22 protein-coding genes and 1 pseudogene are annotated in these 25,027 nt (G+C 62.1%); 17 read left to right on the top strand and 6 right to left on the bottom strand.

Going from position 1 to position 25,027, the window contains the following annotated elements; all coding sequences use genetic code 11:
- Window positions 1-44: 44 nt before the first annotated feature.
- Window positions 45-644 carry a hypothetical protein gene (locus tag VF194_RS01465; RefSeq protein ID WP_330887296.1) on the top strand — a complete coding sequence of 200 codons (600 nt, stop codon included), beginning with the start codon at window positions 45-47 and terminating at the stop codon, window positions 642-644.
- Between the two features lie 517 nt (window positions 645-1,161).
- The gene (gene alaS / locus VF194_RS01460) at window positions 1,162-3,819 is read left to right on the top strand and encodes an alanine--tRNA ligase (protein ID WP_330887391.1); all 2,658 of its coding nucleotides are present in this window, start codon (window positions 1,162-1,164) and stop codon (window positions 3,817-3,819) included.
- Window positions 3,820-3,982: 163 nt separating this feature from the next.
- On the opposite strand, the gene VF194_RS01455 is transcribed toward alaS, so the two are convergent.
- The gene (locus VF194_RS01455) at window positions 3,983-5,194 is read right to left on the bottom strand and encodes an NADP-dependent isocitrate dehydrogenase (protein WP_330887294.1); all 1,212 of its coding nucleotides are present in this window, start codon (window positions 5,192-5,194) and stop codon (window positions 3,983-3,985) included.
- Between the two features lie 133 nt (window positions 5,195-5,327).
- Window positions 5,328-5,912: a TIGR00730 family Rossman fold protein gene (locus VF194_RS01450; RefSeq protein WP_330887292.1), complete on the bottom strand. Its 585-nt coding sequence runs from the start codon at window positions 5,910-5,912 to the stop codon at window positions 5,328-5,330.
- 207 nt (window positions 5,913-6,119) lie between these two features.
- Here VF194_RS01450 and VF194_RS01445 point away from each other — a divergent pair, with 207 nt between their 5' ends.
- Window positions 6,120-6,575, top strand: coding sequence for a cytochrome c (locus VF194_RS01445; RefSeq protein WP_330887290.1), 456 nt, complete (start codon window positions 6,120-6,122; stop codon window positions 6,573-6,575).
- Between the two features lie 73 nt (window positions 6,576-6,648).
- Here VF194_RS01445 and VF194_RS01440 read toward each other — a convergent pair whose 3' ends face one another.
- Window positions 6,649-7,596: a cytochrome c gene (locus tag VF194_RS01440; protein ID WP_330887287.1), complete on the bottom strand. Its 948-nt coding sequence runs from the start codon at window positions 7,594-7,596 to the stop codon at window positions 6,649-6,651.
- 117 nt (window positions 7,597-7,713) lie between these two features.
- Between VF194_RS01440 and VF194_RS01435 the strand changes: the two genes are divergently transcribed.
- The 9 genes and pseudogenes from VF194_RS01435 to VF194_RS19715 all read left to right on the top strand — a co-directional run.
- Complete coding sequence (locus VF194_RS01435) at window positions 7,714-8,784, top strand: LysM peptidoglycan-binding domain-containing protein (protein WP_330887285.1); 1,071 nt, start codon at window positions 7,714-7,716, stop codon at window positions 8,782-8,784.
- A gap of 100 nt (window positions 8,785-8,884) precedes the next feature.
- Entirely contained in the window at window positions 8,885-9,928 is a 1,044-nt protein-coding gene (locus tag VF194_RS01430; protein WP_330887389.1) for a Ppx/GppA phosphatase family protein, read from the top strand.
- Window positions 9,925-10,611: an RlmE family RNA methyltransferase gene (locus tag VF194_RS01425; protein ID WP_330887283.1), complete on the top strand. Its 687-nt coding sequence runs from the start codon at window positions 9,925-9,927 to the stop codon at window positions 10,609-10,611. Before VF194_RS01430 ends, VF194_RS01425 begins: the two co-directional genes overlap by 4 nt.
- 98 nt (window positions 10,612-10,709) lie before the next feature.
- Complete coding sequence (locus VF194_RS01420; protein WP_330887281.1) at window positions 10,710-11,135, top strand: hypothetical protein; 426 nt, start codon at window positions 10,710-10,712, stop codon at window positions 11,133-11,135.
- Between the two features lie 11 nt (window positions 11,136-11,146).
- The gene (gene guaB, locus VF194_RS01415; RefSeq protein WP_330887279.1) at window positions 11,147-12,610 is read left to right on the top strand and encodes an IMP dehydrogenase; all 1,464 of its coding nucleotides are present in this window, start codon (window positions 11,147-11,149) and stop codon (window positions 12,608-12,610) included.
- A gap of 5 nt (window positions 12,611-12,615) precedes the next feature.
- Entirely contained in the window at window positions 12,616-13,947 is a 1,332-nt protein-coding gene (locus VF194_RS01410) for an RsmB/NOP family class I SAM-dependent RNA methyltransferase (RefSeq protein ID WP_330887277.1), read from the top strand.
- A gap of 2 nt (window positions 13,948-13,949) precedes the next feature.
- Window positions 13,950-14,480 (top strand): tetratricopeptide repeat protein, encoded by a 531-nt coding sequence (locus VF194_RS01405; protein WP_330887275.1) that lies wholly within the window; start codon window positions 13,950-13,952, stop codon window positions 14,478-14,480.
- Between the two features lie 63 nt (window positions 14,481-14,543).
- Complete coding sequence (gene guaA / locus VF194_RS01400; protein WP_330887273.1) at window positions 14,544-16,103, top strand: glutamine-hydrolyzing GMP synthase; 1,560 nt, start codon at window positions 14,544-14,546, stop codon at window positions 16,101-16,103.
- A gap of 291 nt (window positions 16,104-16,394) precedes the next feature.
- Window positions 16,395-16,599, top strand: a pseudogene (locus tag VF194_RS19715) (Arm DNA-binding domain-containing protein); the annotation flags it as partial.
- Between the two features lie 301 nt (window positions 16,600-16,900).
- On the opposite strand, the gene VF194_RS01390 reads toward VF194_RS19715, so the two are convergent.
- Window positions 16,901-18,094 (bottom strand): YbfB/YjiJ family MFS transporter, encoded by a 1,194-nt coding sequence (locus tag VF194_RS01390; RefSeq protein WP_330887270.1) that lies wholly within the window; start codon window positions 18,092-18,094, stop codon window positions 16,901-16,903.
- Between the two features lie 515 nt (window positions 18,095-18,609).
- On the opposite strand from VF194_RS01390, the gene VF194_RS01385 reads away from it, so the two are divergent.
- The 5 genes from VF194_RS01385 to cysE all read left to right on the top strand — a co-directional run bounded on the left by VF194_RS01385 (window position 18,610) and on the right by cysE (window position 22,218).
- Window positions 18,610-19,188, top strand: a complete 579-nt coding sequence (locus tag VF194_RS01385; RefSeq protein ID WP_300781505.1) for a TetR/AcrR family transcriptional regulator — start codon at window positions 18,610-18,612, stop codon at window positions 19,186-19,188.
- A 303-nt stretch (window positions 19,189-19,491) separates the two neighbouring features.
- Window positions 19,492-20,292: an enoyl-CoA hydratase-related protein gene (locus VF194_RS01380; RefSeq protein WP_330887266.1), complete on the top strand. Its 801-nt coding sequence runs from the start codon at window positions 19,492-19,494 to the stop codon at window positions 20,290-20,292.
- 18 nt (window positions 20,293-20,310) lie between these two features.
- A complete protein-coding gene (locus VF194_RS19770) occupies window positions 20,311-20,892 on the top strand; it encodes a GNAT family N-acetyltransferase (RefSeq protein WP_414656063.1) in 582 nt (193 codons plus the stop codon).
- Window positions 20,837-21,340, top strand: a complete 504-nt coding sequence (locus VF194_RS01375; protein WP_330887264.1) for a cupin domain-containing protein — start codon at window positions 20,837-20,839, stop codon at window positions 21,338-21,340. The genes VF194_RS19770 and VF194_RS01375 overlap by 56 nt, the downstream gene beginning before the upstream one ends.
- 71 nt (window positions 21,341-21,411) lie before the next feature.
- Window positions 21,412-22,218 carry a serine O-acetyltransferase gene (gene cysE / locus VF194_RS01370; protein WP_330887262.1) on the top strand — a complete coding sequence of 269 codons (807 nt, stop codon included), beginning with the start codon at window positions 21,412-21,414 and terminating at the stop codon, window positions 22,216-22,218.
- 519 nt (window positions 22,219-22,737) lie between these two features.
- Here the strand turns inward: cysE and VF194_RS01365 are convergent.
- Together VF194_RS01365 and VF194_RS01360 are read right to left on the bottom strand one after the other, a co-directional pair.
- A complete protein-coding gene (locus VF194_RS01365; protein WP_330887260.1) occupies window positions 22,738-23,682 on the bottom strand; it encodes a LysR family transcriptional regulator in 945 nt (314 codons plus the stop codon).
- A 738-nt stretch (window positions 23,683-24,420) separates the two neighbouring features.
- Window positions 24,421-24,972: a helix-turn-helix domain-containing protein gene (locus tag VF194_RS01360; RefSeq protein ID WP_330887259.1), complete on the bottom strand. Its 552-nt coding sequence runs from the start codon at window positions 24,970-24,972 to the stop codon at window positions 24,421-24,423.
- Window positions 24,973-25,027: the final 55 nt, after the last annotated feature.

The raw sequence follows: 25,027 nt of genomic DNA, 5'->3' as shown, positions 1-25,027 counted from the left end.
CCGCTTCGTCCTCGCTGTACCTGTCATTATTCTTCGGATTCGCCATGGAACCCCCTGACTATTTCGTGGGAACGATCTTCCCAAAAGAATTCGCCCCTCACCTTGGCGAGTTCATCGTGTATTTCAGCGCCATGGAGACGGAGATGAACCATCTCATATGGCATATCGCAGGTCTTTCCGAGCAATCCGGTAGAGCCGTCACAGCGGCAATCCCGTATTACGTCCCGCGAGCAACGCTACTCGAAAGACTGGTAGAAACCAACGTCACTCTAGAAGCGGACAAAAAGAAGCTCATCAAGCTGGCGCACGAATTCGTGCGTATAGCTGATTACCGCAACCGAGTGATACACGATGAGCAGGTCTGGTACTCACCAATACACAAGACTGTTGGCATCTTCCGCGCCGAAACAGCTTTCAAACCGCAAGGGCCAACTGAAGTTTCGATTGAATGGCTAAACTGGTATTCCGGTCTGAGTATAGCCGTCCGGTTCAGGATGCAGCAGTACCGGCTCCAGAACTCGAATTGGCTGCTCGACGAGCACTTTCCATGGCACGATAAACCGCTTCCGGTGCCTCAGAAAACGACCCAGGTACAGCCCAAGCAAGGCAAGCGGAAAGCCCCGCCTCAATCATCGCAGGGGTAATCTCAATCTCTTCCTCAGTTGTCGCCGGCCTGTCGGGGCTCATACTAGCGCTCGGCCTTGTGGTGGTAAGTATATAATTGCCACTAAAATCCCAAAACAATGTGCTTTATATGTTCTGAAAGTGAAGTGCCGCCGCAAGTCGGAGCTGCCGGTTCGTCCGGGCTTTTGGTCAGGCCATCGGAGGAAACCGGCAGTCGAGTGGCCTGCTCCTGGCGTCCCATGGGCCGGCCTTGGTCCGCGATTGGCGCCGAACGGGTATCGAATTGGCGTGCAATTGGCATCGAATGGGCTGCAATTGGCTCGCAATAAGACCGAAGCGACGGGAGCTTGGTTATGCAGATCAAGAGTTTAGCCGTGGAACCTGCCTTTGCGGCTCGCTGGACAGCGTTAAAGGGGGGCGTTAAGTAGTGCCTCTTGCCGGTCCCGCCTTTGGCTGGACCGGCGCATGATACGAAACTGCAGATTTATGGCGCCTTGGCTGGAAGCCGAGGCGCCGCCGACCAGGGGTGTGAAATCCATGTCCTCCGCCAACGATATCCGGCAGGCCTTCCTCGACTATTTCGCCAAGGCCGGGCACCAGGTGGTGGAGTCGTCGCCGCTGGTGCCGCGCAACGACCCGACCCTGATGTTCACCAATGCCGGCATGGTGCAGTTCAAGAACGTCTTCACCGGCCAGGAGAAGCGCCCCTATACGCGCGCCGCGACCGCGCAGAAATGCGTGCGCGCCGGCGGCAAGCACAACGACCTGGACAATGTCGGCTACACCGCACGGCATCACACCTTCTTCGAGATGCTCGGCAACTTCTCCTTCGGCGACTACTTCAAGGAAGAAGCGATCCCGCTGGCCTGGAACCTGGTAACCAAGGAATACGGCCTGCCCAAGGACAAGCTGTGGGTGACCGTCTATCACACCGACGACGAAGCCTTCGATATCTGGAAGAAAACCGCCGGCCTGCCCGACGAGCGCATCGTGCGGATTCCGACTTCCGACAATTTCTGGGCGATGGGCGATACCGGCCCCTGCGGCCCGTGCTCGGAAATCTTCTACGATCACGGCGACAAGATCTGGGGCGGTCCGCCGGGCAGCCCGGAAGCCGATGGCGACCGCTATATCGAGATCTGGAATCTCGTGTTCATGCAATACGAGCAGGTCACCAGGGACGAGCGCGTCAATCTGCCCCGGCCTTCGATCGATACTGGCATGGGGCTGGAGCGCATCACCGCCGTGTTGCAGGGCAAGCACGACAATTACGACATCGACATCATGCGGACCCTGATCGAGGCGTCCGCCGATCTGTCGCATACCGATCCGGACGGCGATCACAAGATGAGCCATCGCGTCATCGCCGACCATCTGCGCTCGTCCTGCTTCCTGATCGCCGATGGCGTGCTGCCGTCGAACGAGGGCCGCGGCTATGTGCTGCGCCGCATCATGCGCCGCGCCATGCGGCATGCGCAGCTCATGGGCTGCAAGGACCCGCTGATGTGGCGGCTGGTGCCGTCCCTGGTCGGCGTCATGGGCCGCGCCTATCCGGAGCTTGGCCGCGCCGAAGGCCTGATCGCCGAGACGCTGAAGCTGGAGGAAACCCGCTTCAAGCAGACGCTGGAACGCGGCCTCAAGCTGCTGGACGACGCCACCACGGGCATGTCGAAGGGTGACATGCTGCCGGGCGAGGTGGCGTTCAAGCTTTACGACACCTACGGCTTCCCGCTCGACCTGACGCAGGATGCGTTGCGCAATCGCGGCATCGGCGTGAATGTCGACGGCTTCCAGGCCGCGATGCAGGCGCAGCGCGAAGAGGCGCGCAAGGCCTGGGCCGGCTCGGGCGAAGCGGCCACCGAAAAGGTCTGGTTCGACATCAAGGAAGAGAAGGGCGCCACCGAGTTCCTCGGCTACGACACCGAAGCCGCCGAGGGCCGCATCGACGCCATCGTGGTCGGCGGTAAGAGCGTCGACGAGGCCAAGGCCGGCACCGAGGTGGCCGTCGTGCTGAACCAGACGCCGTTCTATGCCGAATCCGGCGGCCAGGTCGGCGATACCGGCGTGATCGTCACCGCGGGCGGCGGCAAGATCGCGGTCGGCGATACCCAGAAGAAGCTCGGGCTGCTGCACGCCCATATCGGCAAGGTGGTCGAAGGCAGCGTCAGGGTCGGCGATCTGGCGAGCCTGGAGGTCGATCACGCCCGGCGCACCGCGATCCGCGCCAACCATTCGGCGACGCATCTGCTGCATGCGGCGCTGCGCGAAAAGCTCGGCACGCATATCGCGCAGAAGGGCTCGCTGGTTTCGCCCGACCGCTTCCGCTTCGACATCAGCCATCCCAAGCCGCTTTCGGCCGATGAGATCGCTGCGGTGGAGGCCAAGGTGAACGAGGTCGTGCGGCAGAATACCGATGTCACCACCCGCCTGATGACGCCCGACGAGGCGATCAAGGCCGGCGCCATGGCCTTGTTCGGCGAGAAATACGGCGATGAGGTGCGCGTGCTCGCGATGGGCCGCGCGGATGACGGCAAGGATTTCTCCGTCGAGCTTTGCGGCGGCACCCATGTGCGGCGCACCGGCGATATCGGCCTGTTCAAGATCGTCAACGAGGGCGCGGTCGGCGCCGGCGTGCGCCGCATCGAGGCGCTGACCGGCGAGGCGGCGCGCGCCTATTTCGCCGAACAGGAAGAGACGCTGAAGGCGGCCGCCGATGCGCTCAAGGCGCAGCCCAAGGACGTGCCGCAGCGGCTCGCCGCGCTGCTCGAAGAGCGCCGCAGGCTGGAGCGCGAACTGTCCGAACTGCGCCGCCAGCTAGCGACCGGTGGAGGCGCGGCCGGCCCGCAGGTCAGGGACGTCAACGGCGTGAATTTCGCCGCCCGCAAGCTGGACGGCGTGCCGGCCAAGGATCTGCGCGGCATGGTCGATGCGATGAAGAAGGAGATCGGCTCCGGCGTCGTCGCCCTGACCTCGGTATTGGACGGCAAGGTGGCGGTGGTGGTCGGCGTCTCCAGCGACCTGACCGCGAAGCTGAACGCCGCCGAACTGGTGAAGGTGGCGACGCCGCTGATCGGCGGGCAGGGCGGCGGCGGCCGGCCTGACTTCGCGCAGGGCGGCGGCGCCGATCCGGCCGGGGCCGAGAAGGCGCTCGAGGCGATCGCGGCCGCAATCGGCAATGCCAAGGCGGCGGCGTAGGCACCGCAACCCCGCTCGTCATTCCCGCGCACGCGGGAAGCCAGCAAATGGCACGCCAGCAAATGACACGACTGGGCTCCCGCTTTCGCGGGAGCGACGAGGGCAAACAAAAAGGGCCGCGTCGATGACGCGGCCCTTCCGATCGAGGTAAACGGGCGCGGAGTTACGCCAGCGCCTTCTTGAGGTTCTCGTCGATCTTGTCGAGGAACTTCTGGGTGGTTAGCCAGGGCTGGTCCTTCGAGATCAGGATGGCAAGGTCCTTGGTCATGAAGCCGCTCTCGACGGTTTCGATGCAGACCTTCTCCAGCGTATGGGCGAACTTGTCCAGCGCCGCGTTGTTGTCCAGCTTGGCGCGATGCATCAGGCCGCGCGTCCAGGCGAAGATCGAGGCGATCGGGTTGGTCGAGGTCTCGCGGCCGGCCTGGTGTTCGCGGTAATGGCGGGTCACCGTGCCGTGCGCGGCCTCGGCTTCCACCACCTTGCCGTCCGGCGTCATCAGAACGGAGGTCATCAGGCCGAGCGAGCCGAAGCCCTGCGCGACGACATCCGACTGCACGTCGCCGTCGTAGTTCTTGCAGGCCCAGACGAACTTGCCCGACCATTTCAGCGCCGAGGCGACCATGTCGTCGATCAGGCGGTGTTCGTAGGTGATGCCGGCCTTCTTGAATTCGCCGGCGAATTCCTTGTCGAACACTTCCTGGAACAGGTCCTTGAAGCGGCCATCATAGGCCTTGAGGATCGTGTTCTTGGTCGACAGGTACAGCGGCCAGCCGCGCGACAGCGCGTAGTTCATGCTGGCGCGGGCGAAGTCGCGGATCGAGTCGTCCAGGTTGTACATCGCCATGGCGACGCCCGAACCCGGCGCCTTGAAGACTTCCTTTTCGATCACCTTGCCGTCCTCGCCGACGAACTTGATCGTCAGCGTGCCCTTGCCGGGGAAGAGGAAATCGGTGGCGCGGTACTGATCGCCGAAGGCATGACGGCCGACCACGATCGGATCGTTCCAGTGCGGCACCAGGCGCGGCACGTTCTTGCAGATGATCGGCTCGCGGAAGATGGTGCCGCCGAGGATGTTGCGGATCGTGCCGTTCGGCGACTTCCACATTTCCTTGAGGCTGAATTCCTTCACGCGCGCTTCGTCCGGCGTGATGGTGGCGCATTTGACGCCGACGCCATGCTTCAGGATCGCATGGGCGCTGTCGACGGTAACCTGGTCGTTGGTCTTGTCGCGGTATTCGATGCCGAGGTCGAAATAGAGCAGATCCACGTCCAGATACGGCAGGATCAGCTTCTCCTTGATGAACTTCCAGATGATGCGGGTCATCTCGTCGCCGTCGAGTTCGACGACTGGATTCTTGACCTTGATCTTCTCCATAAGTCCCCCTTCTCAGTCTCGGGTTGGGCGCAAAATTTTAAGTCGGCGGACCCTAGCAAAGCCGGCCGGGCGGGAGAAGCCTTAAGGCCCTTTGCGGCGGGTGGATTTAAATTCCAGACCGGTCGAGAAAAGGTCAAATCCGGCTGGTCGCCGGCGGATGTTCCGGGGCGGGCTCGTCCCGCAGCACCGGGATCACCGCTTCCGCTTCATCCACGATGGTGAACAGATTCGTGGCGGTGCGGCGGGCAAAACCGCGCTCGATCACCGTCTCGATCAGCGCCAGCAGCGGCCGCCAGTAATCCTCGACATTGAGCACGATGATCGGCTTGTCGTGCAGCTTGAGCTGCCGCCAGGTGACGATCTCGAAGAATTCGTCCAAAGTCCCGAGCCCGCCCGGCAGGGCGATGAAGGCGTCGGACATTTCCACCATCATGCGCTTGCGGGTATGCATGCTGTCGACCACATGCAGCTCGGTGAGGCCTGTATGGCCGATCTCCCAGTCGTGCAGATGGTGCGGGATGATGCCGACCACCTCGCCGCCGGCCGCCAGCGCCGCCTCGGCCACCACGCCCATCAGGCCGATCCGGCCGCCGCCATAGATCAGGCGGATACGGCTTTCGCCGAGCAGCCGTCCAAGAATCTGGGCCTGGGCGGTGTAAGCCTGGCTCTCGCCGAGGCTCGAGCCGCAATAAACACATACAGAGCGAATAGCCGTCATCGGACTGGGAGGTTTGTCTGGGTACGGGGTGGCGATGGGTAACCGATTCCAGACCAGTATGCCAGCAGAAAAGCCGCGATGTTACCTCTGGGTAACCGTGCGCTAAATTTTTCGTGAGGTTTTAAGGACTTGTCGTTCCGCGCCGCCGGAGAGGGTATACAGAATCGGCCCGGACCAGCGCGCGGGCGACAGAGCAAGGGAGAGACAATGGCACAGTGGCATAAAGCGATATTGGCGGCTGCCGTCGGCATCGCGGTGGCGACGGTCGGGGGAATGGCCATCGCCCAGGCCGATATCATCAAGGCCCGCCAGGAGGGCATGAAGGGCAATGGCCGGGCGATGAAGGAACTGAAACAGATCATCGATGCGGGCGGCCCGGCCTCCGCCGCCGTCAAGCCGGCTGAAAGCATCGCCGCCATGTCGGCCAAAATCCCGGGGGCCTTCCCGAAGGGCTCCGACAAGGGCGACACCAAGGCCAAGCCGGAAATCTGGGCGAACTGGGCCGATTTCGAGAAGCATGCCAGCAACAGCAAGGCCGCGGCGGAAAAACTCGTCGCCGACGCGAAAGGCGGCAGCATGGATATGGTGAAGGCCGATTTCAAGGCGCTCGGCCAGACCTGCGGCGCCTGCCACAAGCTGTACCGCGTGCCGGAACAGCATTGATCTGCCGATCCGGAATACCATTCCGGAACAGTCGGATAGTCACGGGCCGGCGGCATCAGCCGGCCCGTTTTTCTTATTGCTTCTGCTTGCCGTGCGGACGGAAATCGATCGGCGGCAGCGATTTCAGGTAAACGGCGATCGCCATACGGTCGTCATCCGTCAGGTATTTCGTGCTGTCGTCAATCACATCGCCCATCAGGCCGCCGGCAAAGTCTCCCTCGGGCGTCATGCCGCTGCCGAGGAAATCGGCGATATCCTGCGCGCTCCAGGTGCCGATGCCGTTTTTCTGATGCGGCGTGATGTTCGGCACCGGCTTGCCTTCGGCGCCGTCATTCGAGCCGGCATATCTCATATCGGTTTCCAAGCCGCCGAGCGGATCGCGCGGCGTATGGCATTCGCCGCAATGGCCGAGCGCATTGGCCAGATAGGCGCCGCGATTCCATTGCGCCGATTGAGACGCATCCGGAGTAAAGCGCGCGGGATGGAAATAGAGCAGCCGCCAACCCCAGGTCAGCATCCGCAGATTGAACGGAAAGCCGAGATCGTGGGGCTTGTTTGCCTGCCGTACCGCCGGCTGGGCCCGCAGATAGACCCAGAGCGCGTGCAGGTCTCCGTCGCGGATCTGAGTGAACGACGTGTACGGGAAGGCGGGGTAGTAGGGCATGCCATCCGGCGCCAGGCCCTGCCGGACTGCCGCGGCGAACTGCGCTTCCGTCCAGCGGCCGATGCCGGTCTCCGGGTCCGGCGTGATATTGGGCGCATAGAAGGTGCCAAACGGCGTCGGCAGCGCGCGGCCGCCGGCAAGCGCCGCGCCTTTATTCTTGGTGTCGGTGTGGCATTCGTAGCAGCCGCCTGCCCGGAAGACATAGGCGCCCCGATTGACGAGATCGGCATCCGGCGTGCCGGTCTGGCCCTGAGCTGCGGCCGCAAAGGCCCATAGCAGCAGGAGAAAGGCTGACGTCAGAGCGCGCGGGGCGTGAAAGAGCCGTCCTGCGACAAGGTGTTGCGGGAAATATCGCATGTGATTTGCAGGTGGAATTCATTATTGCAAGGCCGCCAAGCTTAGGAGAGTTGCGGGGCGGAAGGCGAGGTCTTAATCTCCGGGGTCGTTCACAATTTTGCCAGCCGGGATATTCGGGTGCGGGGCAGTCGCTTCTTCTTCATTCTACTTGGCGTCGCTGTTCTGGGCATCCTAGCGGTGATCTTCTTCGGCGCCGAGCCCAACAACCGCGGATTGCCGCCGCAGGCCAGCAAGGATGCGGCTGCGCCGCCGCCGGTGCCTGCGCCCGCAGCGACGCCGGCGCCCGAGAGCGTGGCCAAGGTTCCACCCAGTTTCGATGTGGTTCGCATCAGCCGCAACTGCACAGCCGTCTTTGCCGGCCGCGCCATGCCGGGCTCCGTCGTCGTGGTGAAGACCGGAACGCGCGAGATCGGCCGCGTCACGGCTGACCCCCGGGGAGAATGGGTTCTGGTGCCCGATCTGCCGCTGGAGAAGGGGAATCAGGAATTCGTCCTGGAATCGCAGATGCAGGGGCAGGAGCCGATCAAGGCCGATGCTTCAGTCGTCACCGTGGTCCCCGAATGCCAGCCCGGCGAGGGCGGAGAGCAGGCAATCGCGGTCCTTACCCCGTTCAAGGGCGCCAGCCGGCTGCTGCAGCGGCCCAATGAGGGCCCGCTGGACCCGGCCCGCAAAGGCCTGGCACTCGATTCCGTCGAATATGACGAGAAGGGCAACCTGATCCTGTCGGGCCGGGCGCAGGCCGGCGCGACGGTACAGGTCTACCTGAACAATGAGCCGATCGGCGTGGCCGCGGCCGACAACAAGGGGCGCTGGACGCTCAAGCCGGAAAAGTCCGTGGAGCCGGGCATCTATTCGATGCGGGTCGACCAGGTCGAGCAGGCCGGCAAGGTCGCCTCCCGCCTCGAGATGCCGTTCAGCCGGGCCAAGCCGGAGGACCTCAAGTTCGGGCCGGACGGCCGGAGCGTCGTGGTGCAGCCGGGCAACAGCCTGTGGCGCATCGCCCGCCATATTTACGGCGAAGGTTTGCGCTATACGGAGATTTACCGCGCCAACCAAGCCCAGATCGCCGATCCAGACCTGATCTATCCAGGCCAGATTTTCTCGGTGCCCCAGGAAGCCAACGGCGCCGCGAAACCGGCCCAGCCGCAGCAGCCGGATCAAGGCACGTCGCAAAAACCGCAGAACTGAGCGGGACAGCCGACCAGCACCTTACCGTTCAGCGCCGGCCGCGCTAAACTGCAGCGATGCGAGTTTCACATTTAACGCGCCGAGAGATGGTTCCGTGACGATGGATGCGCCTGTAGCCAGCGGTCCGTCGACTGCTGCGCCGGGGCGAGCTGTTCCGCCGGTATTCGCGGCTCTTGATCTCGGGACCAACAATTGCCGCCTGCTGATCGCCCGGCCGAACCGCGACGGTTTTCGGGTGATCGAGGCATTCTCCCGCATTGTCCGGCTGGGCGAGGGCCTGAGCAGCACCGGGCGGCTGTCCGACGCCGCAATGGAGCGCACGATCGAGGCGCTGAAGATCTGCTCCGAGAAAATGGCCCGGCGCGGCGTCGGCGTGGCACGGGCCGTCGCCACCGAAGCCTGCCGGCGCGCCGGCAACTGCGCCGAATTCCTGCACGAGGTCAAAATCTCGACCGGCATCACGCTGGATATCATTTCCAGCGCCGAGGAGGCGCGGCTGGCGCTGATCGGCTGCATGCCGCTGCTCGAACCGCCGCACAGCCATGCGATCGTCTTCGATATCGGCGGCGGATCGACCGAGATTCTCTGGGCCAAACTGACCCAGCATGGTCATGCCGAAGTGATAGACTGGATTTCGCTGCCCTTCGGCGTTGTCAACCTGACGGAGCGTTTCGGCCCGGGCGACAGTCACAGCGGCTCCTACGAAAAGATGATCGCGGATGTCGCTGCGGTGCTGCAGCCTTTCGAGGCCAAGCATGGCTTGGCCAGGCATCTGGCCGGCGGCAATGTGCAGGTGCTGGGCACGTCCGGCACGGTGACGACCCTGGCCGGCGTGTTGCTGGGGCTGCCGCGCTACGAGCGGCGCCAGGTCGATGGCTGCTGGCTCGATTTCAATGCCGTCATCGAGCAGTCGCACCGGCTGGCTGAACAAAGCGTTGCCGAGCGCGCGCTGCATCCCTGCATCGGCTCCGAACGGGCCGACCTGGTCGTGGCCGGCTGCGCGATCCTGGAGACGCTGTACCGTTTCTGGCCGGCGACGCGATTGCGGGTGGCGGATCGCGGCGTCCGGGAAGGCGTGCTGGTCGAACTGATGCGCAACACGCTGCATTTGGGACGCTTCCAGTCCCATAGGAGCGGCCGATGAGCGCACGCACGCCGGGGCCGAGCCATCGCGCCAAGGTGAAAGTAAAGACGGCGCGCGGACGTTCGGTCGGCTCGCAGCGTTGGCTGCAGCGCCAGCTCAACGATCCTTATGTGTCGGCGGCGAAGACCGCCGGGTTCCGCAGCCGTGCGGCGTATAAGCTGCTTGAGCTCGATGCGAAATTCAAACTGCTCAAGCCGGGCATGCGGGTGGTCGATCTTGGCGCCGCGCCGGGCGGCTGGACGCAGGTTGCCGTGCAGAAGGTCAAGGCGGGGGAGGCCGGCGGCGGCTTCGTGCTGGGCGTCGACATCAACCCGGTCGATCCCATTCCCGGCGCCAGGCTGATGCAACAGGATTTCCTGGCCGAGGGCGCCGATGCCAGGGTGATCGAGGCGCTGGGCGGCAAGGCCGACCTGGTGCTTTCCGACATGGCGGCACCAGCCACCGGCCATCGCCAGACCGACCATATCCGCATCATGGCGCTGTGCGAGGCGGCGCTGGACTTTGCGCTGCGCGTGCTCAATCCGGGCGGGGCTTTCGTCGCCAAGGTGCTGCGTGGCGGCACCGAGAACGAGCTGCTGAACACCATGAAGCGGGACTTCAAGCTGGTAAGGCACGTCAAGCCGCCGGCCAGCCGGGCGGATTCGGCCGAATCCTACGTCATCGCCATGGGATTCCGGGGCTGATTTCCGGGGCGGATTGAGGCTGGACCCGGCGGCAAAGAGCGGCTATATCCTCCGCGGCAAGGAACCCTATCTCACCCCCTACGGGAGACACCTTGCCTATGACCGCGCCGGCTTTGCCCGAGCCTGCGGTGGACCCGGCTTTCCTGGCCGCCACCTCTTTTATCGACAAGGACCATCCCCTGGTGCGCGCTCTGGCGCAGGATGCCGTTGGCGGTACGCGCGATCCAAAGGCCAAGGCGACGCCCGCCTTCAATCTCGCGCTCTGCGACAAATTCCGCGTCCTGCCGCTCGAATTCGACGGCGGGACCGATTCGATCTTTCATCCCTTTAATGCCGATAATCGCCGCCATATGGAATATGTGGCCGACTGCGGCAGCTTTGCCGATCTGCCCTTCGCCGCATGGCGCCAGGCGATGCTGACGCATTATCCCGATCTGATGAAGAAAGCGCGCGCCGGTGGCGATTTCGCCGCCGAAGCCGCTGCCGAAGCAAACCAGAACCAGACCACCGCCCAGACCGTCTGAAGGAGCCCGCCATGCAGTTTCGTGAAGCCTATACATTCGATGATGTCCTGCTCGAACCGGCGGCCTCAAGCGTATTGCCCACCGAGGTGGACACCCGCACGCGGCTGACGCGGAGCATCGAGCTTGGCATTCCGCTCGTCTCGGCGGCGATGGATACCGTCACCGAAGCGCGCATGGCGATTGCCATGGCCCAGGCCGGCGGCATCGGCGTGATTCATAAGAATCTCAGCATCGAGGAACAGGCCCGCGAAGTCTCGGCGGTGAAGAAGTTCGAATCCGGCATGGTGGTCAATCCGCTGACCATCCGGCCGGATTCCTCGCTGGCCGAGGCGCTGGCGGTGATGGAGCGGCACGGCATCCATGGCATCCCGGTCACCGAGAAGCAGGGCGGCAAGCTGGTCGGCATCCTCACCAATCGCGACGTGCGCTTTGCCACCGATATGAGCCAGCCGGTGCATGAGCTGATGACCAAGCACCCGCTGATCACCGTGCGCGAGGGCGTGTCGATGGAGGAGGCCAAACGCCTTCTGCATCAGCATCGCATCGAGAAGCTGCTGGTCGTCGACGAGAACTACGCTTGCGTCGGCCTCATCACGGTGAAGGACATCGAGAAGGCGCGGCTGCATCCGAATGCCTGCAAGGACGAGCAGGGCCGGCTGCGCTGCGCCGCCGCCGTTTCCACCGGCGCCGACGGCATGGAGCGGGCGCAGGAGCTGATGAATGCCGGCGTCGACGTGATCATCGTCGATACCGCGCATGGCCATTCCAGCCGCGTGCTGGAGGCGGTGCGCGCGATCAAGAAGGTTTCCAACCGCACGCAGGTGATCGGCGGCAATGTCGCGACCGCCGAAGGCACCCGCGCGCTGATCGATGCCGGCGTCGACGCCGTCAAGGTCGGCATCGGTCCGGGCTCGATCTGCACCACGCGCATCGTTGCCGGCGTCGGCGTGCCGCAGCTGACCGCCGTATCCGATGCCGTGGCGGTGGCGGAGAAAGCCGGCGTGCCGGTGATCGCCGATGGCGGCATCAAATATTCCGGCGATCTCGCCAAGGCGATTGCCGCCGGCGCCAGCGCCTGCATGGTCGGATCGCTGCTCGCCGGCACCGACGAGGCTCCGGGCGAGGTTTTCCTCTATCAAGGCCGTTCGTACAAATCCTACCGTGGCATGGGTTCGCTGGGCGCGATGGGCAGCGGCTCGGCCGACCGTTATTTCCAGCAGGAAGTCAGCGACAAGCTGAAGCTGGTGCCGGAAGGCATCGAGGGCCGCGTCGCCTATAAGGGCCCGGCCGGCACCATCCTGCATCAATTGGTCGGCGGCCTGCGTTCGGCGATGGGCTATACCGGGAATGCGACGCTGGAAGAGATGCGCAAGAATTGCCGTTTCATCCGCATCACCTCGGCCGGCCTGCGCGAAAGCCATGTGCATGACGTGGCGATCACGCGCGAGGCGCCGAATTACCGGCAGGAGTCGTAAAGTCAGTGACGCCCGGGGCGCGGCTGGCCGCGACCATCGATATCCTGGCGGAGATTTTCGGCCGCGCCGCGGCGGCGGATCGCGTTCTGGCGGACTGGCAGCGGCGCAACCGCTATGCCGGCGCCAAGGACCGCCGAGCCATCAGCGATGCCGTCTATGCCGTGCTGCGCGAACAGGGCATGCGGCGCTGGCGGCTGGAGCAGGGCGGTGCGGAAATGACGCCGCGCCTGCTGACCTTCGCCGATGCGTCCACGCCGCTGGCGGAATGGCAGCGGTTATGCGATGGGGGCAAATACGCGCCGCCGCCCTTGAGCGAAGCCGAAGCCGCGGCGCTGTCGCACCTGCCCTCCGACGAGGCCGCGCCGCTCTGGGCGCGGGTCAATCTGCCGCCGACGGTCGCCGACATGGTGCAGGCCGCCTTCGGCGATGCCGCCGAGATGGAACTGGCGGCGCTGAACGGACGGGCGCCGCTGGATTTGCGGGTCAATACGCTGAAGACGACGCGGGAAGAAGTGTTGCTGCAACTGCGCGCCGAGGGCATCGGGGCCGCGCCGACGCCTTATTCGCCGCTGGGCATCCGCATCGCCGAACGGGTGCGGCTGGAGGCGCATCCGCTGTATCGCGACGGTCTCATCGAGCCGCAGGACGAGGCCGCGCAGCTCGGCGGCCTGCTGGTCGATGCCAGGCCGGGCGAGACGGTGGTCGATCTCTGCGCCGGGGCCGGGGGCAAAACCCTGCTGCTGGCGGCGCTGATGCGCAACCGGGGCCAGGTGCACGCCACCGACAACGATCCGCGCCGCCTCGGCCGGCTGCCGCCCAGACTGCAGCGCGCCGGCATCCGCAACGTGACCATCCATCCGGCCGACCAAATGCCCGAACTGTTGCGCAGCATGGAAGGCCGTGCGGATCGGGTGCTGCTGGATGTGCCCTGTTCCGGCAGCGGCACTTGGCGGCGCAATCCGGAAGCCCGCTGGCGCTACGACCCGGCCAGCCTGGATGAGGTGGTCCGCCGCCAGCGCGGCCTGCTCTCCGACGGCGCCCGGCTGGTCCGCCCGGGCGGCCGGCTGGTCTATGCCACCTGCTCGATCCTGCCGCTGGAAAATCAACAGCAGGCGGAGTGGTTTTTGGCTCATCACGCTGAGTTTACAACGCTTCCTCTGACGGCGGCCTTCGGCTCGGATATAACCGAGCTGCGTATACGGTCTGGGTCGGAATTGGCCTTGACGCCCTACCGGCATGGCACCGACGGCTTTTTCGCCGTCGCGTTCCAGCGCGGGAGGCGAGGGTGGCAGGCCGATGATCCCGACCGGTATACTCCCACCGCTTCGAGGAGCTGACCATGCGTACCCCCACCATGCGTAGTCCCGACATGCTTACCCTTCGTCCGGCCCGGATTGTCGCGGCATTCCTGATTTTTGCCGGTATCGGCCTGACCGCGTCGCCGCTTCTCGCCGCCGGCGGCTCGAGCGACATGAGCACGCCCGGCACGCCTGCCAAGGCGGAGGATCCGAATTTCACCGAAGGCAAGAAGGCGATCGACAACAAGGACTGGGCCAAGGCGATTCCGCTGTTCCAGGCGGTGGTGGCCAAGGACAACACCAATGCCGATGCCTATAACTGGCTCGGCTATGCCTATCGCAACCAGGGCAATTACGAGCTGTCCTTCGCCAATTACAGCAAGGCGCTCGCCATCAATCCGCGCCATCGCGGCGCGCATGAATATCTTGGCGAGGCTTACTTGAAAACCGGCAATCTGGCCAAGGCCGAGGAGCAGCTTAACGAGCTCGACAGGCTTTGCATCTTCGGCTGCGCTGAGTATACCGAACTGAAAAAGAAGATTGCCGACTACAAGACCGGCAAGGCGAGCTGACCGGACCGGTCGTATCCCGGTTCTGCGCTCCGCCTGCCCCAGACAAGGAGTTGAAGGACGCCGATGGCGGAGCGCATTCTTATCATCGATTTCGGATCGCAAGTCACGCAGCTGATCGCCCGGCGGGTCCGCGAGGCCGGCGTCTATTGCGAGATCGTCCCCTTCCAGAAGGCCGGCGCGGCCCTTAGGGAGAACAGCCCGCATGGCAAGCTGAAGGGCGTCATCCTCTCCGGCGGCCCGGCTTCGACGACCGAGGAATTCTCCCCCCGCGCGCCGGACGACGTCTTCAAGCTCGGCCTGCCGGTCTTCGGCATCTGCTATGGCGAGCAGACCATCTGCGCCCAGCTCGGCGGCCAGGTGGAGACCGGCCATCATCGCGAATTCGGCCGCGCTTTCCTCGAGATCAAGGACGATTGCGCGCTGTTCGACGGCGTCTGGGAGCAGGGCCAGAAGCATCAGGTCTGGATGAGCCATGGCGATCGCGTCACCAAGCTGCCGCCCGGCTTCCGTGTCGTGGGCGTCAGCGAGGGCGCGCCGTTTGCCGCCATCGCCGACGATGCACGCCGGATCTATGCCGTGCAGTTCCACCCGGAAGTGATGCATACACCCGACGGCGCCAAGCTGCTGCGCAATTTCGTGCGCAAGGTCGCCGGCTGCAGCGGCGAATGGAGCATGAAGGGCTTCCGCAACGAAGCCGTCGAGAAGATTCGCGCCCAGGTCGGCACGGGCCGGGTGATCTGCGGCCTGTCGGGCGGCGTCGATAGCTCGGTGGCCGCCGTGCTGATCCATGAGGCGATCGGCGATCAGCTCACCTGCGTCTTCGTCGATCATGGCCTGCTGCGCAAGGGCGAGGCGGAAGAGGTGGTGCGCTTGTTCCGCGATCACTACAACATTCCGCTGGTGCACAAGGACGCCTCGGATCTGTTCCTGGGCCGGCTGGCCGGCATTGCCGATCCGGAGCAGAAGCGCAAGACCATCGGCGCGCTGTTCATCGATGTTTTCGAGGAAGAGGCGAAGAAGATCGGCGGCGCCGATTTCCTGGCCCAGGGCACGCTCTACCCGGACGTGATCGAAAGCGTCAGTTTTCATGGCGGGCCGAGTGTGACGATCAAGTCGCATCACAATGTCGGCGGCCTGCCCGAGCGCATGAAGATGAAGCTGGTCGAGCCGCTGCGCGAGCTGTTCAAGGACGAGGTGCGCGCCTTGGGCCGCGAACTCGGCCTGCCGGAGAGCCTGGTCGGCCGGCATCCCTTCCCGGGGCCTGGCCTGGCGATCCGTATCCCGGGCGACATTACCCGCGAGAAGCTCGACCTGCTGCGCGAGGTGGATGCCGTCTATCTCGACGAGATCCGCAAGGCCGGGCTTTACGACGTGATCTGGCAGGCCTTTGCCGTGCTGCTGCCGGTGCGCACCGTCGGCGTGATGGGCGATGGCCGCACTTACGATCAGGCCTGTGCGCTACGCGCCGTGACCTCCACCGACGGCATGACGGCGGATTACTATCCGTTTCCGCATGACTTCCTGGGGCGCGTGGCGACGCGCATCATCAACGAGGTACGCGGCGTGAATCGCGTGGTCTACGATATCACCTCCAAGCCGCCCGGCACGATCGAGTGGGAATGATTCAGGCCCATCCGGCGCTATCCCGCAGCACGCCAGAATACGCCGTAATGCACTGATAAAAAAAAGAAATACCCAAAAGACATTCGAGGACTATCGGCCGGCAGAGATCGCGGCTGACATACTCCTTGACGGTCCGGCTTCTGGTTGCGAATCCGATTTCATCCGATGCCGTCAGGGGCTGAGCGCCAGATGACGGTCTTGTTTTGAATTAAGACACTGTAAGAAAAAAGAGATTTCGTCCTGATGGCGCCCGAAATTGGCTGACGGTCTTTTTTCGAGGAGGCGGCCCGAATGTTGACGGATGCAGCTCTTAAGGACCTGAAACCAAAAGATAAAATTTATAAGGTGACGGACCGGGACGGCATGTAAGTGCTGGTGAAGCCGTCCGGGACACTCACGTTTCGGCTGGACTACCGGATGAATGGGCGGCGCGAGACCGTCACCTTCGGCAAGTACGGCCCGGCGGGGCTGTCGCTCGCTCGAGCACGAGAGCTGTTCGGCACATCCAAGGGAACTCGGTCACGGCTGCGCCTCGCACGCGAAAGAAGGTGTGCACTTTAATTGCAGGACAGGCGCCGCATGTGCAGCAGAGCGCGGTAGGCTGCACGTCCCTCTGAGCGGTAAAATCAGAGCTCCCGCTGAGGGGCCTTGGCGCTTGCCTCTCGCGTCGTACACTCGCCGACCGTATAACATAATGGTCTCGTATCGATATCTGATTAGTTGCTGATCGTTGTGGCGGCGAAGGCGGGCTCGGTTGTCCGCGGCGCAGAGGCCTGAACGAAGCTCGTCGGCAGTTGTCACACAGTGCTTGCCCGGGCGGGGCGTTGCAGCAAGTTCACGCAGGCCGCGATGCCGAGGAGAGCTGGTGAGACCCAAAAGCCTGCAGCAACACTTCCCAAAGCGTCGGAAATCGCTCCTGCTAAAGCCGGACCCGCAGCCTGCCCCAAGGCAAAGCCGACTGTGAGAAGGGAAATCGCCGCGGTCCAGGACGAAGCCGGCAGTTGGCGCTGTGCAACGATCGTGATCGACGTTGGGCCTGCTAAGAAGCTGCCTCCGAAAAGGAATGCAGACAAGAACATTGCAGTCGGGCCAGGGTGGAGCAGAACAGGTAGCGCGCCGAGCATCGTCGCTGCGAACACCAAGGCTGGCCCCCGACCAGCCTTACAGGCGCCCAGAGCCCTTCCCCATAGCAGCGTCGATACGGCAGAAACTAGCCCCAGCACGAACCAGAACAAAGTTACCTGTCCGCTGCTGCTGCCTTGCTTTTGTAACAAAGCGATGATGAAGGTCATGTAGCCGACGTAACCGGCGCCGAAGAGGCTGTAGCCGACAAATGTCGGCGCCAGTTGCCGAAATTCGGAAATGTCCAACACGGCAATGCCACGACCGACCGGTTCGGGTACATTGCGCGCGGCCCCCCAAGCAGCCGGCAGTGTCGCGGCACCAATGAGGCCTAGGGCGACCCAGCCCTCTGGCCAACGCTGCACACTACCTTGCAAGACAATCGGGATAGCCGCGCCAGCTAACAGAATGCCAATGCTTGCTCCAGCAACATAGAGACCGACGAGGGTGCCACGCCGACGTGGACTCTGCATGGGACAGATTGCAGCAGCCAATCCCGCGCCCAAAATGAATGTGAGCGCAGTGGAAGCGCCACCAACAATTCGCAAAAGGAAGAGGGTAGAGAAACGAGTCGCGGCCGCCGTCAACAAGAGAATCAAGACGCTGACGGAGAAACCAGCGAGAAAGACGCGTGCCGTGCCCCACTTTCTGGCAATCCATGCCGTGACGAGCGCGCCCACGATGTAGCCGGCTCCGTTCGCCGTGTTCAGAGCGCCAGCTTCAACGTAAGACCATCCTAGATCCTCCCGCATCGGTGGCAGTAGCAAGGCGTAAGCAAACCGAGCGAATCCCAGGGCGACGGCTGCGCCGGCAGATAGTCCAAGCGCGATGATAACCTCCCGCCAAAGGTCACTTCTGCTGCCGTTCACCTTTATAAATCCTGCTGTCATTGTAAGTGCCCCAAAACCAGGCTGTATCGAAATAGCGATTGGGCAATCGGAGAGTGTTTGGTAAGAAGGGATCGGTCGCAAGTTCTTCACTGCTGGACTGCTCGCTCAGGGAAATTTATTTTTTATCAAGTCGGGCGGCCGGGAATGAATTCCAAATTCCTTTAATTGACGATCATCCAGGTGGCGGAGCGCTTCCCAGCTCTGCTGAGCTTCGCGCCATCGCCGGATCCGAGACGTCGCTCGAGCGCGGAGTTGCGTGATCAATGGGCCTATTCCTCGGTATCGCCCATCAAGTCCTGCCTCTGTGGAGTGGAATAACCAAGTCACGATAACGCCGAGACGAACGCAGGCGCCGGCTGGCGTCATCCCTTTCAATACGCGTTTGGAACCAGCCAAGTGATGGGACATAGCTGACGTATCGCCTAAAGTCATTCTTGACAAGAATGTCAAAGTTGACGAGAATGTCAAGGATGGATCAACGGGGGGCGGATAGGATGGCGGGCACGCGCCAGTTTGACGAAAGTCAGGTAATCGCGATCGCGCTTGATGTGTTCTGGCGGAAAGGTCTCCACGATGCGACAATGCAGGACCTTGCCACGGCGACAGGTGTCCAGCGTGGCAGCCTCTACAACGCGTACGGTGACAAAGAAGCGATTTTCCTGCGCGCGTTCGACCAATACGCCGAGCAATTCCTGCAAGCCGTCGACAACGCCTTGGCCCGCGGCGACGCTGCAGTAGCGTTGCGATCGTTTTTCGACTTAATTATCGCGAATATGACGGCCGGTTCTCCTGCGCGAGGATGCCTTACGACGCGGACCGCCCTCGACGCTTCTATTTCGAGCAGAGCTGTGCGCCGGCGCGTGCAAAGTTTGCTCAACCGACTTGAACGGCTTATCGCCAAGGCAATCGGTTCGGACCCCCATAAATCGTCGGTGATTGATGCGGATCGAATTGCGCGGGTAGTTGTAACATTCACAAGAGGTATAGCGGTGATGGAACGCGCTGGATACAGCCGCAAGCACCTGAAGGAAACGGCAGCAACATTCATTGATACGCTTCTTGGCGGCGAATGAGTTGAGTCAATGCATTACGTGGCGCTCTAATCACTTAGTCAGGAATGACTGCGTTGCGGTTCCGGCAAATCGGCTTAAGCCGTGGCAGTGAGGATGGAAATTACTAGCGTCAATGTGGGACGTGAACAGCATCAATTTCATTGGCAGCCTGGCCTCAATTAAGCTGATCGTGAGCCGGAGTGCCAGGGGCGTCCGAGACAACGGGCTGCCCGAGCCTGCTAGGTCCCGGGGGCGACAGCTCTGGTTTCTAAGCCGCAGGCCCGGCTTGGTCCCGACATGGAGGAAATGGTGGATACTAGAGAAATGGACAGCGGCACCGCGCCGCAAGTGCTACGCGAAGATCGCGGTCCTGTGGCGATGCTGACCTTAAATCGCCCGCGAAAGCTGAACGCGCTAAGTAACGAGATGATTGCGGCCCTGATGGCCGCTCTGGATGAAATTGAGCTCGATCAGCGTCTTCGGGTGGTCGTAATCACGGGCGCCGGACGTGCCTTCAGCGCGGGCGCTGACATTGCGGCGTTTCAGCGACACATCGAAGCCGGGGCTCCGGAAGCCGTGGTCCATTTTATGAGGCCAGGTCATCAGATGACGCGCCGCGTAGAGAGCTTCCCGAAGCCCATTATTGGCGCCGTAAATGGCATTGCGTTTGGCGGAGGTTGCGAACTGATCGAGGCAACTCACATTGCGCTCGCCGCGGAGACGGCGACCTTTTCAAAGGCGGAGATTAACATCGGAATCATTCCCACTTTTGGCGGTACGCAACGTTTGCCACGCAACGTCGGACGCAAAGCCGCGATCGAACTGATCTTGACCGGTCGTGTCTTCGACGCGAACGAGGCGGCTCAGCTCGGGCTCGTAAACAGAGTGGTAACGGATGCCGAACTGATCTCAAAAACAATGGCGCTGGCGGAGCATTTGGCTGCCAAGCCGCCCCTGACGGTCGCTGCTGCACTGGCAGCGGTTCATCGCGGTATGGATAGCTCGATTGATGATGGTCTCGCCATTGAGGAAGCAGCCTTTGCCCGTATCGTGCCTACGGTCGATGCACGAGAGGGTGTTGCTGCTTTCGTCGAAAAGCGCCAGCCGACCTTCCGCGGCGTCTAAAACAAAAGGAACCGCGATTTGCTCATCCGTGCGTTTAGAGGTGACGACACATCAGCTGTGAGAACGCTGTTCGAGAGAGTGAATCGTGAACTCGCTCCGCCTGGGCTTCGCGAGCGCTTCGAACAATACATCACCATCGCACTACGGGATGAGATCAATCGAATTCCCGATTATTACGGGTCGAGCCCAGGCCGCGGGTTCTGGGTCGCAGAGGATCCTTCCGGTGCGCTGATCGGCTTTTTTGGACTCGAGCCCGCTGGTGACGATAGCTCAGAGCTGCGCCGGATGTATGTGGCTCCTGAGTGTAGGCGTCGCGGTGTCGGTCGGACACTACTTGCGGAGGCTGAACGACTTTGCGTCCTCGCAGGCTTGCATCGGCTCGTTCTTAGTACATCGGAATTACAGTCTGCAGCGGTCTCTCTCTACCGTCGGGCTGGCTATCGTTTGATAAAGGAAGAAAGTGCGGGCGAAGCAACGCACAAGACAATGGGCGGCGGCCTCCGCAGATTTCACTTCGAAAAGACCTTAGCGAAGGAGATACGCAATGGAGAAAACCCAGACGGTGCAGGGGGCGGGCCAAGCCGCCGCCGTTGCGGTTGAGGCGGCGCTGGCCGCGCCGCGAACAAGACCATCCAACTATCCTGAACAGTTTGCCTTGCGCATGGCTGGGCGCGAAAAGCGGCCGCTCGGTGATCTGTTTGGCCTTACCAACTTTGGCGTGAATCTTACACGGCTATCGCCAGGAGCTTCATCTGCGCTGCGCCACCGCCATAGCCGCCAGGACGAGTTCATTTATGTCTTGGAGGGTGAGCCTACGCTCATAACGGACGAGGGGGAGGCGAAGCTGCGCCCAGGCATGTGCGCAGGGTTTGCGGCCGGGGGTACCGCTCATTATCTCCGTAATGATACGGGCTGTGACGTACTTTACATCGAGGTGGGGGATCGAACACCAGGTGACGAGGTGACATATCCAGACGATGATTTGCGCGCGGAAATGGCTTCGGACGGAAAGTACCGGTTCGTCCGCAAGAACGGCAGTCCTTGGTGAGAGGAGTGATGCACAGCGAGCGCAAGAGTATCCACCAATTTGCTTGATGGGTTTTTCGAAGGACTCTAGCGTTGGGAAGCCAAGAAAGAAAATGCATTGAGCCTCCGGAGGTTTCGCTCTGGGACACGATTCAGGTTGAGGCCGCTGAGCTCATCGAAAAGGAGCCCCTGCTTCGAGATCTGATTTCGCGGTTCGTTCGCAAAGATGGTACGCTGCAACAGGCGGTGGCCGCCAGGTTAGCCGATCTGCTGCAGGCTCCGGGCGTCAGGGCCGCGGATTTGGCTGACCTGTTTGCGGAGATCGTGTCGGGAAACCCGACAATAGAGATATGTGCCGCGCGTGACCTGGAGGCGGTTCGGACCCGCGATCCAGCGTGTGAAACATACCTTCATGCCCTCATAAACTTCAAAGGCTTTCAGGCATTACAAGCCCATCGCATCGCCCATCGACTCTGGCTAGACGAGCGAACGGAGCTCGCCTCGTGGATATCAAACCGAGCGTCACTTGTCTTGGGACCGGATATTCATCCAGCAGCGCGAATAGGTCTTGGTATTATGCTTGATCACGGATCGGGGATAGTTATCGGCGAGACGGCAGTTGTCGAAAGCGGCGTCTCAATTCTGCAAAATGTCACCTTGGGCGGAACCGGAAAGACTGGTGGCGATCGTCACCCCAAGGTCCGGCAGGGCGTAATGATTGGCGCCGGTGCAAAGGTCATTGGCAACATCGAGATCGGAGAATTTTCCAAAGTTGCTGCCGGGAGCGTGGTCTTGAAATCTGTCCCGCCGCACTGCACCGTCGCTGGGATGCCTGCGCAGATTGTGCGCATCCATAACGCGGCAGCGGTGCCTGCTATATCGATGGACCAAAGTATTTGACGTTGCCGGTGTCCGCGACGGATGAGGTGGAGAGATCTTTGCCCGAAGATGAACTGCTCCCTCCTGTCACTAACCACCGGATGGGCGGCAGTAATCTTCTAGCGCTTACTTAGGTAAGGAGTATCGCTTTGAATCCCTGGTAGGTGTCATGACGCTCGATTTGATGCCTGCCGGTGGTCGATATCAGAAACCCTGTTCGATCTTGGGCTCGCGGGGGGCAATTCCCAGGCAGACTGGTCGACGGCTACACGCTCTATTACTTGGTTGTCGTATAACGCGGGCGCCGTGGCGTCTGAATCGCCAGGCCACGACGATGCCATGCGCTTGCTGGGGTCCGGCCGCTACAATCTTGAGACGGTGAGTTAGCGCGTTGGTTACGGCGATACCAGCACGTTTCGGCAATCGTTCAAGCGTAGACGGGCCTTTCGCCAAGAGAGTACCCGCCGCGGTTTGCTCGAGAGCTGGCTTCGTTGGCCGCGGAGCGTGACACGGCCCCGGCGTGAGCTAGGCGGGGCTGGCTCAATGCGCACCCTCCTGGCTCTTCAGCACCACCGCTGCGGTCAGCAACTTTTGCCGTAGCCATTTGTGCCCAGGCTCTTGGTCGTTCGAGGTGTGCCAGACAGCCGCGACGTGTTGTGGTGGCAAAGGAAACGGGATGGGGCTCGTCGCCAAGCCAAATGTCCTCGCACAGATCATCGCCGTTCGGTAGCAAAGGATAGCAATTGCGCCGGTCTCGCGTAGTAAAAACGGAAGGGCCATCACGTGCGGCGTACGGTAAATCACGCGGCGGCTGACGCCCAAAGCCTGTAAGCTCTGATCGAGCAATTGCGAGACGCTGTCGGTCGAGAGCACTGTAACCTGGGGAAGCCGGCAAAAGTCTTCGGGTGAGAGTGGCGCCCGCAAGCCGACGCGCTCAGCATCGAACAGGCACAGGTAACCCTCCGCCTCCCGAAGGAGCCGACGCTTATGATGGACCTCGCCCTCTGTGAAAGCACCTATTGCCAGGTCCAGTTGCCCCTCATCGAGAGCTCGCAGCATAACCTCTGGCGCTTCGCTGTGGAGCGATAGGCTGACGTTCGGCGCTTCCCGATTGATGCTGGCGAGGAGCGTTGGCCCAATCGAGATCTCAAGGCTCGGTGACATACCGATTGCAAAGTGCCGATCAGACAGGCGCGGATCGAAAATCGTTGCGGAAAGTACGGATGACTGCAACTGGGCCAGCAAGGCTCGCACTCGATCGGCCAACTGAGCAGCGCGAGGCGTGGGTATCATTTCGCTCCCCGATCGAGTCAGCAACTCGTCACCGAAGAGGTCACGTAAGCGACGCAAGTTGTGGCTCATCGCGGATTGGCCAAGGCCGACTCGCTGCGCTGCGCGCGTGACGTGCCGTTCCGCTATGAGGGCGTCAAACGCCACGAGCAGGTTTAGGTCGAGCCTGGAGAGATTAGCGTGGTCGATGGGCATAGTGACTGCAACCGATTTTATGCACAGTCCTTTATGGTGTACCTTGGCGGTATCTGCAAGCGGGTGCCCTTCATGGACCTGCGTGATTCTCGATCGTGCATGAGGACCGCGTCGGCGGAGCGCCACCCTGGCATCGATGAATTGCGGGGCTGACAATGAACGAGGTCGGGTGGATTGTCGATCTCGACATCTTGCCGGACCAAGTTGATCCGTTTTATGCGCTGACGCTCGAAATGATCAATGCTGCGCATAGTGAGCCCGGCTGCCTATCCTACGAGCGCTTTCTTTACCGGCGACCGACGGAAATGTCGTATACTTGAGCGGTATGAGAGTTCGGAGGCCGCGCTTCATCACCTCGGAAGTTTCCGGGAAGCATTTGGTCCACGTTACGAGCAAATGGTAAATCGACGCTCGTTCTGGATCTTTTGGCAGCCAAGTCGAGCTCTCGCTGAAGAACTTAATTGCTTCAGTTCGGAGCTTCACCCGCATGTCCTGGGCTTTCATGACTAGTCGTGGTCGGAAACCCTGCGTACTGGACACCCTGTGCGGTCGAAGTAGCTAGCCTCGCAACTGGACATCGGTCCTCTCCGAGCTTGCTTGTTTCGCGGCCATCTCGCCGCTCATTCGCTGGCCGATGCGACGAGGTCCTGACAAAAGCGACGGTGAGGAGAGCGTGAGTGCTCCTCGGAATAGGTGACACTGTCGGAAGCCTGCTGGCAGGGTCACGACTGCGGTTCGTTAATGAGATTGCGTTCTGGAATTTGGAGCCTGCAACCGCCGAGTTCGGCGTCGAGTGTGGGATGGCTTCTTGGCTACCGCTGTCTTGATGACCTTTTTGACGGTGGTATCGGCGAAGCTTACCTCACGCCCGGTCGCCGAGCGGACCTGCAGCGGAGCAATCGGCTGTCCAGTGCTATTGTCGATCAGCACTGAATGCGGTTCGTCGGGTCCGAAGCAATGATCTTCTCCCCACTGGCGCAGAGCGACCAATACAGGGAAGAGGGCTCGTCCGCTCTCGGTCAATACGTATTCCTCGTAGGCGCTTCCATCCGATGCCGGCGTCGTCCTGAGTACTCCCCGAGCGACCAATTCACGCAGGCGAACTGTGAGAATTCCTTTGGAGACGGCGAGACTCTTCTGGAACTGACTGAACCGGCTGGCTCCGTCAAAGGCGTCGCGAACAATAAGCAGCGACCACCAATCACCAACGGTGTCTAACGTCCGCGCAATGGGACAACTCGCTGACTCGAATCTCGTGCGTCGGACCAAAGCCTGTCCTCCTATCGGCATCCAATTGCTACCGGCCAGCTGGCCTCAAGGGCGCCCCTAAAACGTGTTCTAAGAT

Source organism: Ferrovibrio sp. (assembly GCF_036381655.1).
Taxonomy (GTDB): Bacteria; Pseudomonadota; Alphaproteobacteria; order Ferrovibrionales; family Ferrovibrionaceae; genus Ferrovibrio.
The sequence above is the reverse complement of the archived record's forward strand: the minus strand, read 5'-3'. Positions and strand labels throughout refer to the sequence as shown.

What these genes read in the sequence shown, in the direction of transcription:
- VF194_RS01465 (WP_330887296.1), top strand. Translation starts at nt 45, where the DNA reads ATGGAACCCCCTGACTATTTCGTGGGAACGATCTTCCCAAAAGAATTC.
- alaS (WP_330887391.1), top strand. Translation starts at nt 1,162, where the DNA reads ATGTCCTCCGCCAACGATATCCGGCAGGCCTTCCTCGACTATTTCGCC.
- VF194_RS01455 (WP_330887294.1), bottom strand. Translation starts at nt 5,194, where the DNA reads ATGGAGAAGATCAAGGTCAAGAATCCAGTCGTCGAACTCGACGGCGAC.
- VF194_RS01450 (WP_330887292.1), bottom strand. Translation starts at nt 5,912, where the DNA reads ATGACGGCTATTCGCTCTGTATGTGTTTATTGCGGCTCGAGCCTCGGC.
- VF194_RS01445 (WP_330887290.1), top strand. Translation starts at nt 6,120, where the DNA reads ATGGCACAGTGGCATAAAGCGATATTGGCGGCTGCCGTCGGCATCGCG.
- VF194_RS01440 (WP_330887287.1), bottom strand. Translation starts at nt 7,596, where the DNA reads ATGCGATATTTCCCGCAACACCTTGTCGCAGGACGGCTCTTTCACGCC.
- VF194_RS01430 (WP_330887389.1), top strand. Translation starts at nt 8,885, where the DNA reads ATGGATGCGCCTGTAGCCAGCGGTCCGTCGACTGCTGCGCCGGGGCGA.
- VF194_RS01425 (WP_330887283.1), top strand. Translation starts at nt 9,925, where the DNA reads ATGAGCGCACGCACGCCGGGGCCGAGCCATCGCGCCAAGGTGAAAGTA.
- VF194_RS01420 (WP_330887281.1), top strand. Translation starts at nt 10,710, where the DNA reads ATGACCGCGCCGGCTTTGCCCGAGCCTGCGGTGGACCCGGCTTTCCTG.
- guaB (WP_330887279.1), top strand. Translation starts at nt 11,147, where the DNA reads ATGCAGTTTCGTGAAGCCTATACATTCGATGATGTCCTGCTCGAACCG.
- VF194_RS01405 (WP_330887275.1), top strand. Translation starts at nt 13,950, where the DNA reads ATGCGTACCCCCACCATGCGTAGTCCCGACATGCTTACCCTTCGTCCG.
- guaA (WP_330887273.1), top strand. Translation starts at nt 14,544, where the DNA reads ATGGCGGAGCGCATTCTTATCATCGATTTCGGATCGCAAGTCACGCAG.
- VF194_RS01385 (WP_300781505.1), top strand. Translation starts at nt 18,610, where the DNA reads ATGGCGGGCACGCGCCAGTTTGACGAAAGTCAGGTAATCGCGATCGCG.
- VF194_RS01380 (WP_330887266.1), top strand. Translation starts at nt 19,492, where the DNA reads ATGGACAGCGGCACCGCGCCGCAAGTGCTACGCGAAGATCGCGGTCCT.
- VF194_RS01375 (WP_330887264.1), top strand. Translation starts at nt 20,837, where the DNA reads ATGGAGAAAACCCAGACGGTGCAGGGGGCGGGCCAAGCCGCCGCCGTT.
- VF194_RS01365 (WP_330887260.1), bottom strand. Translation starts at nt 23,682, where the DNA reads ATGCCCATCGACCACGCTAATCTCTCCAGGCTCGACCTAAACCTGCTC.
- VF194_RS01360 (WP_330887259.1), bottom strand. Translation starts at nt 24,972, where the DNA reads ATGCCGATAGGAGGACAGGCTTTGGTCCGACGCACGAGATTCGAGTCA.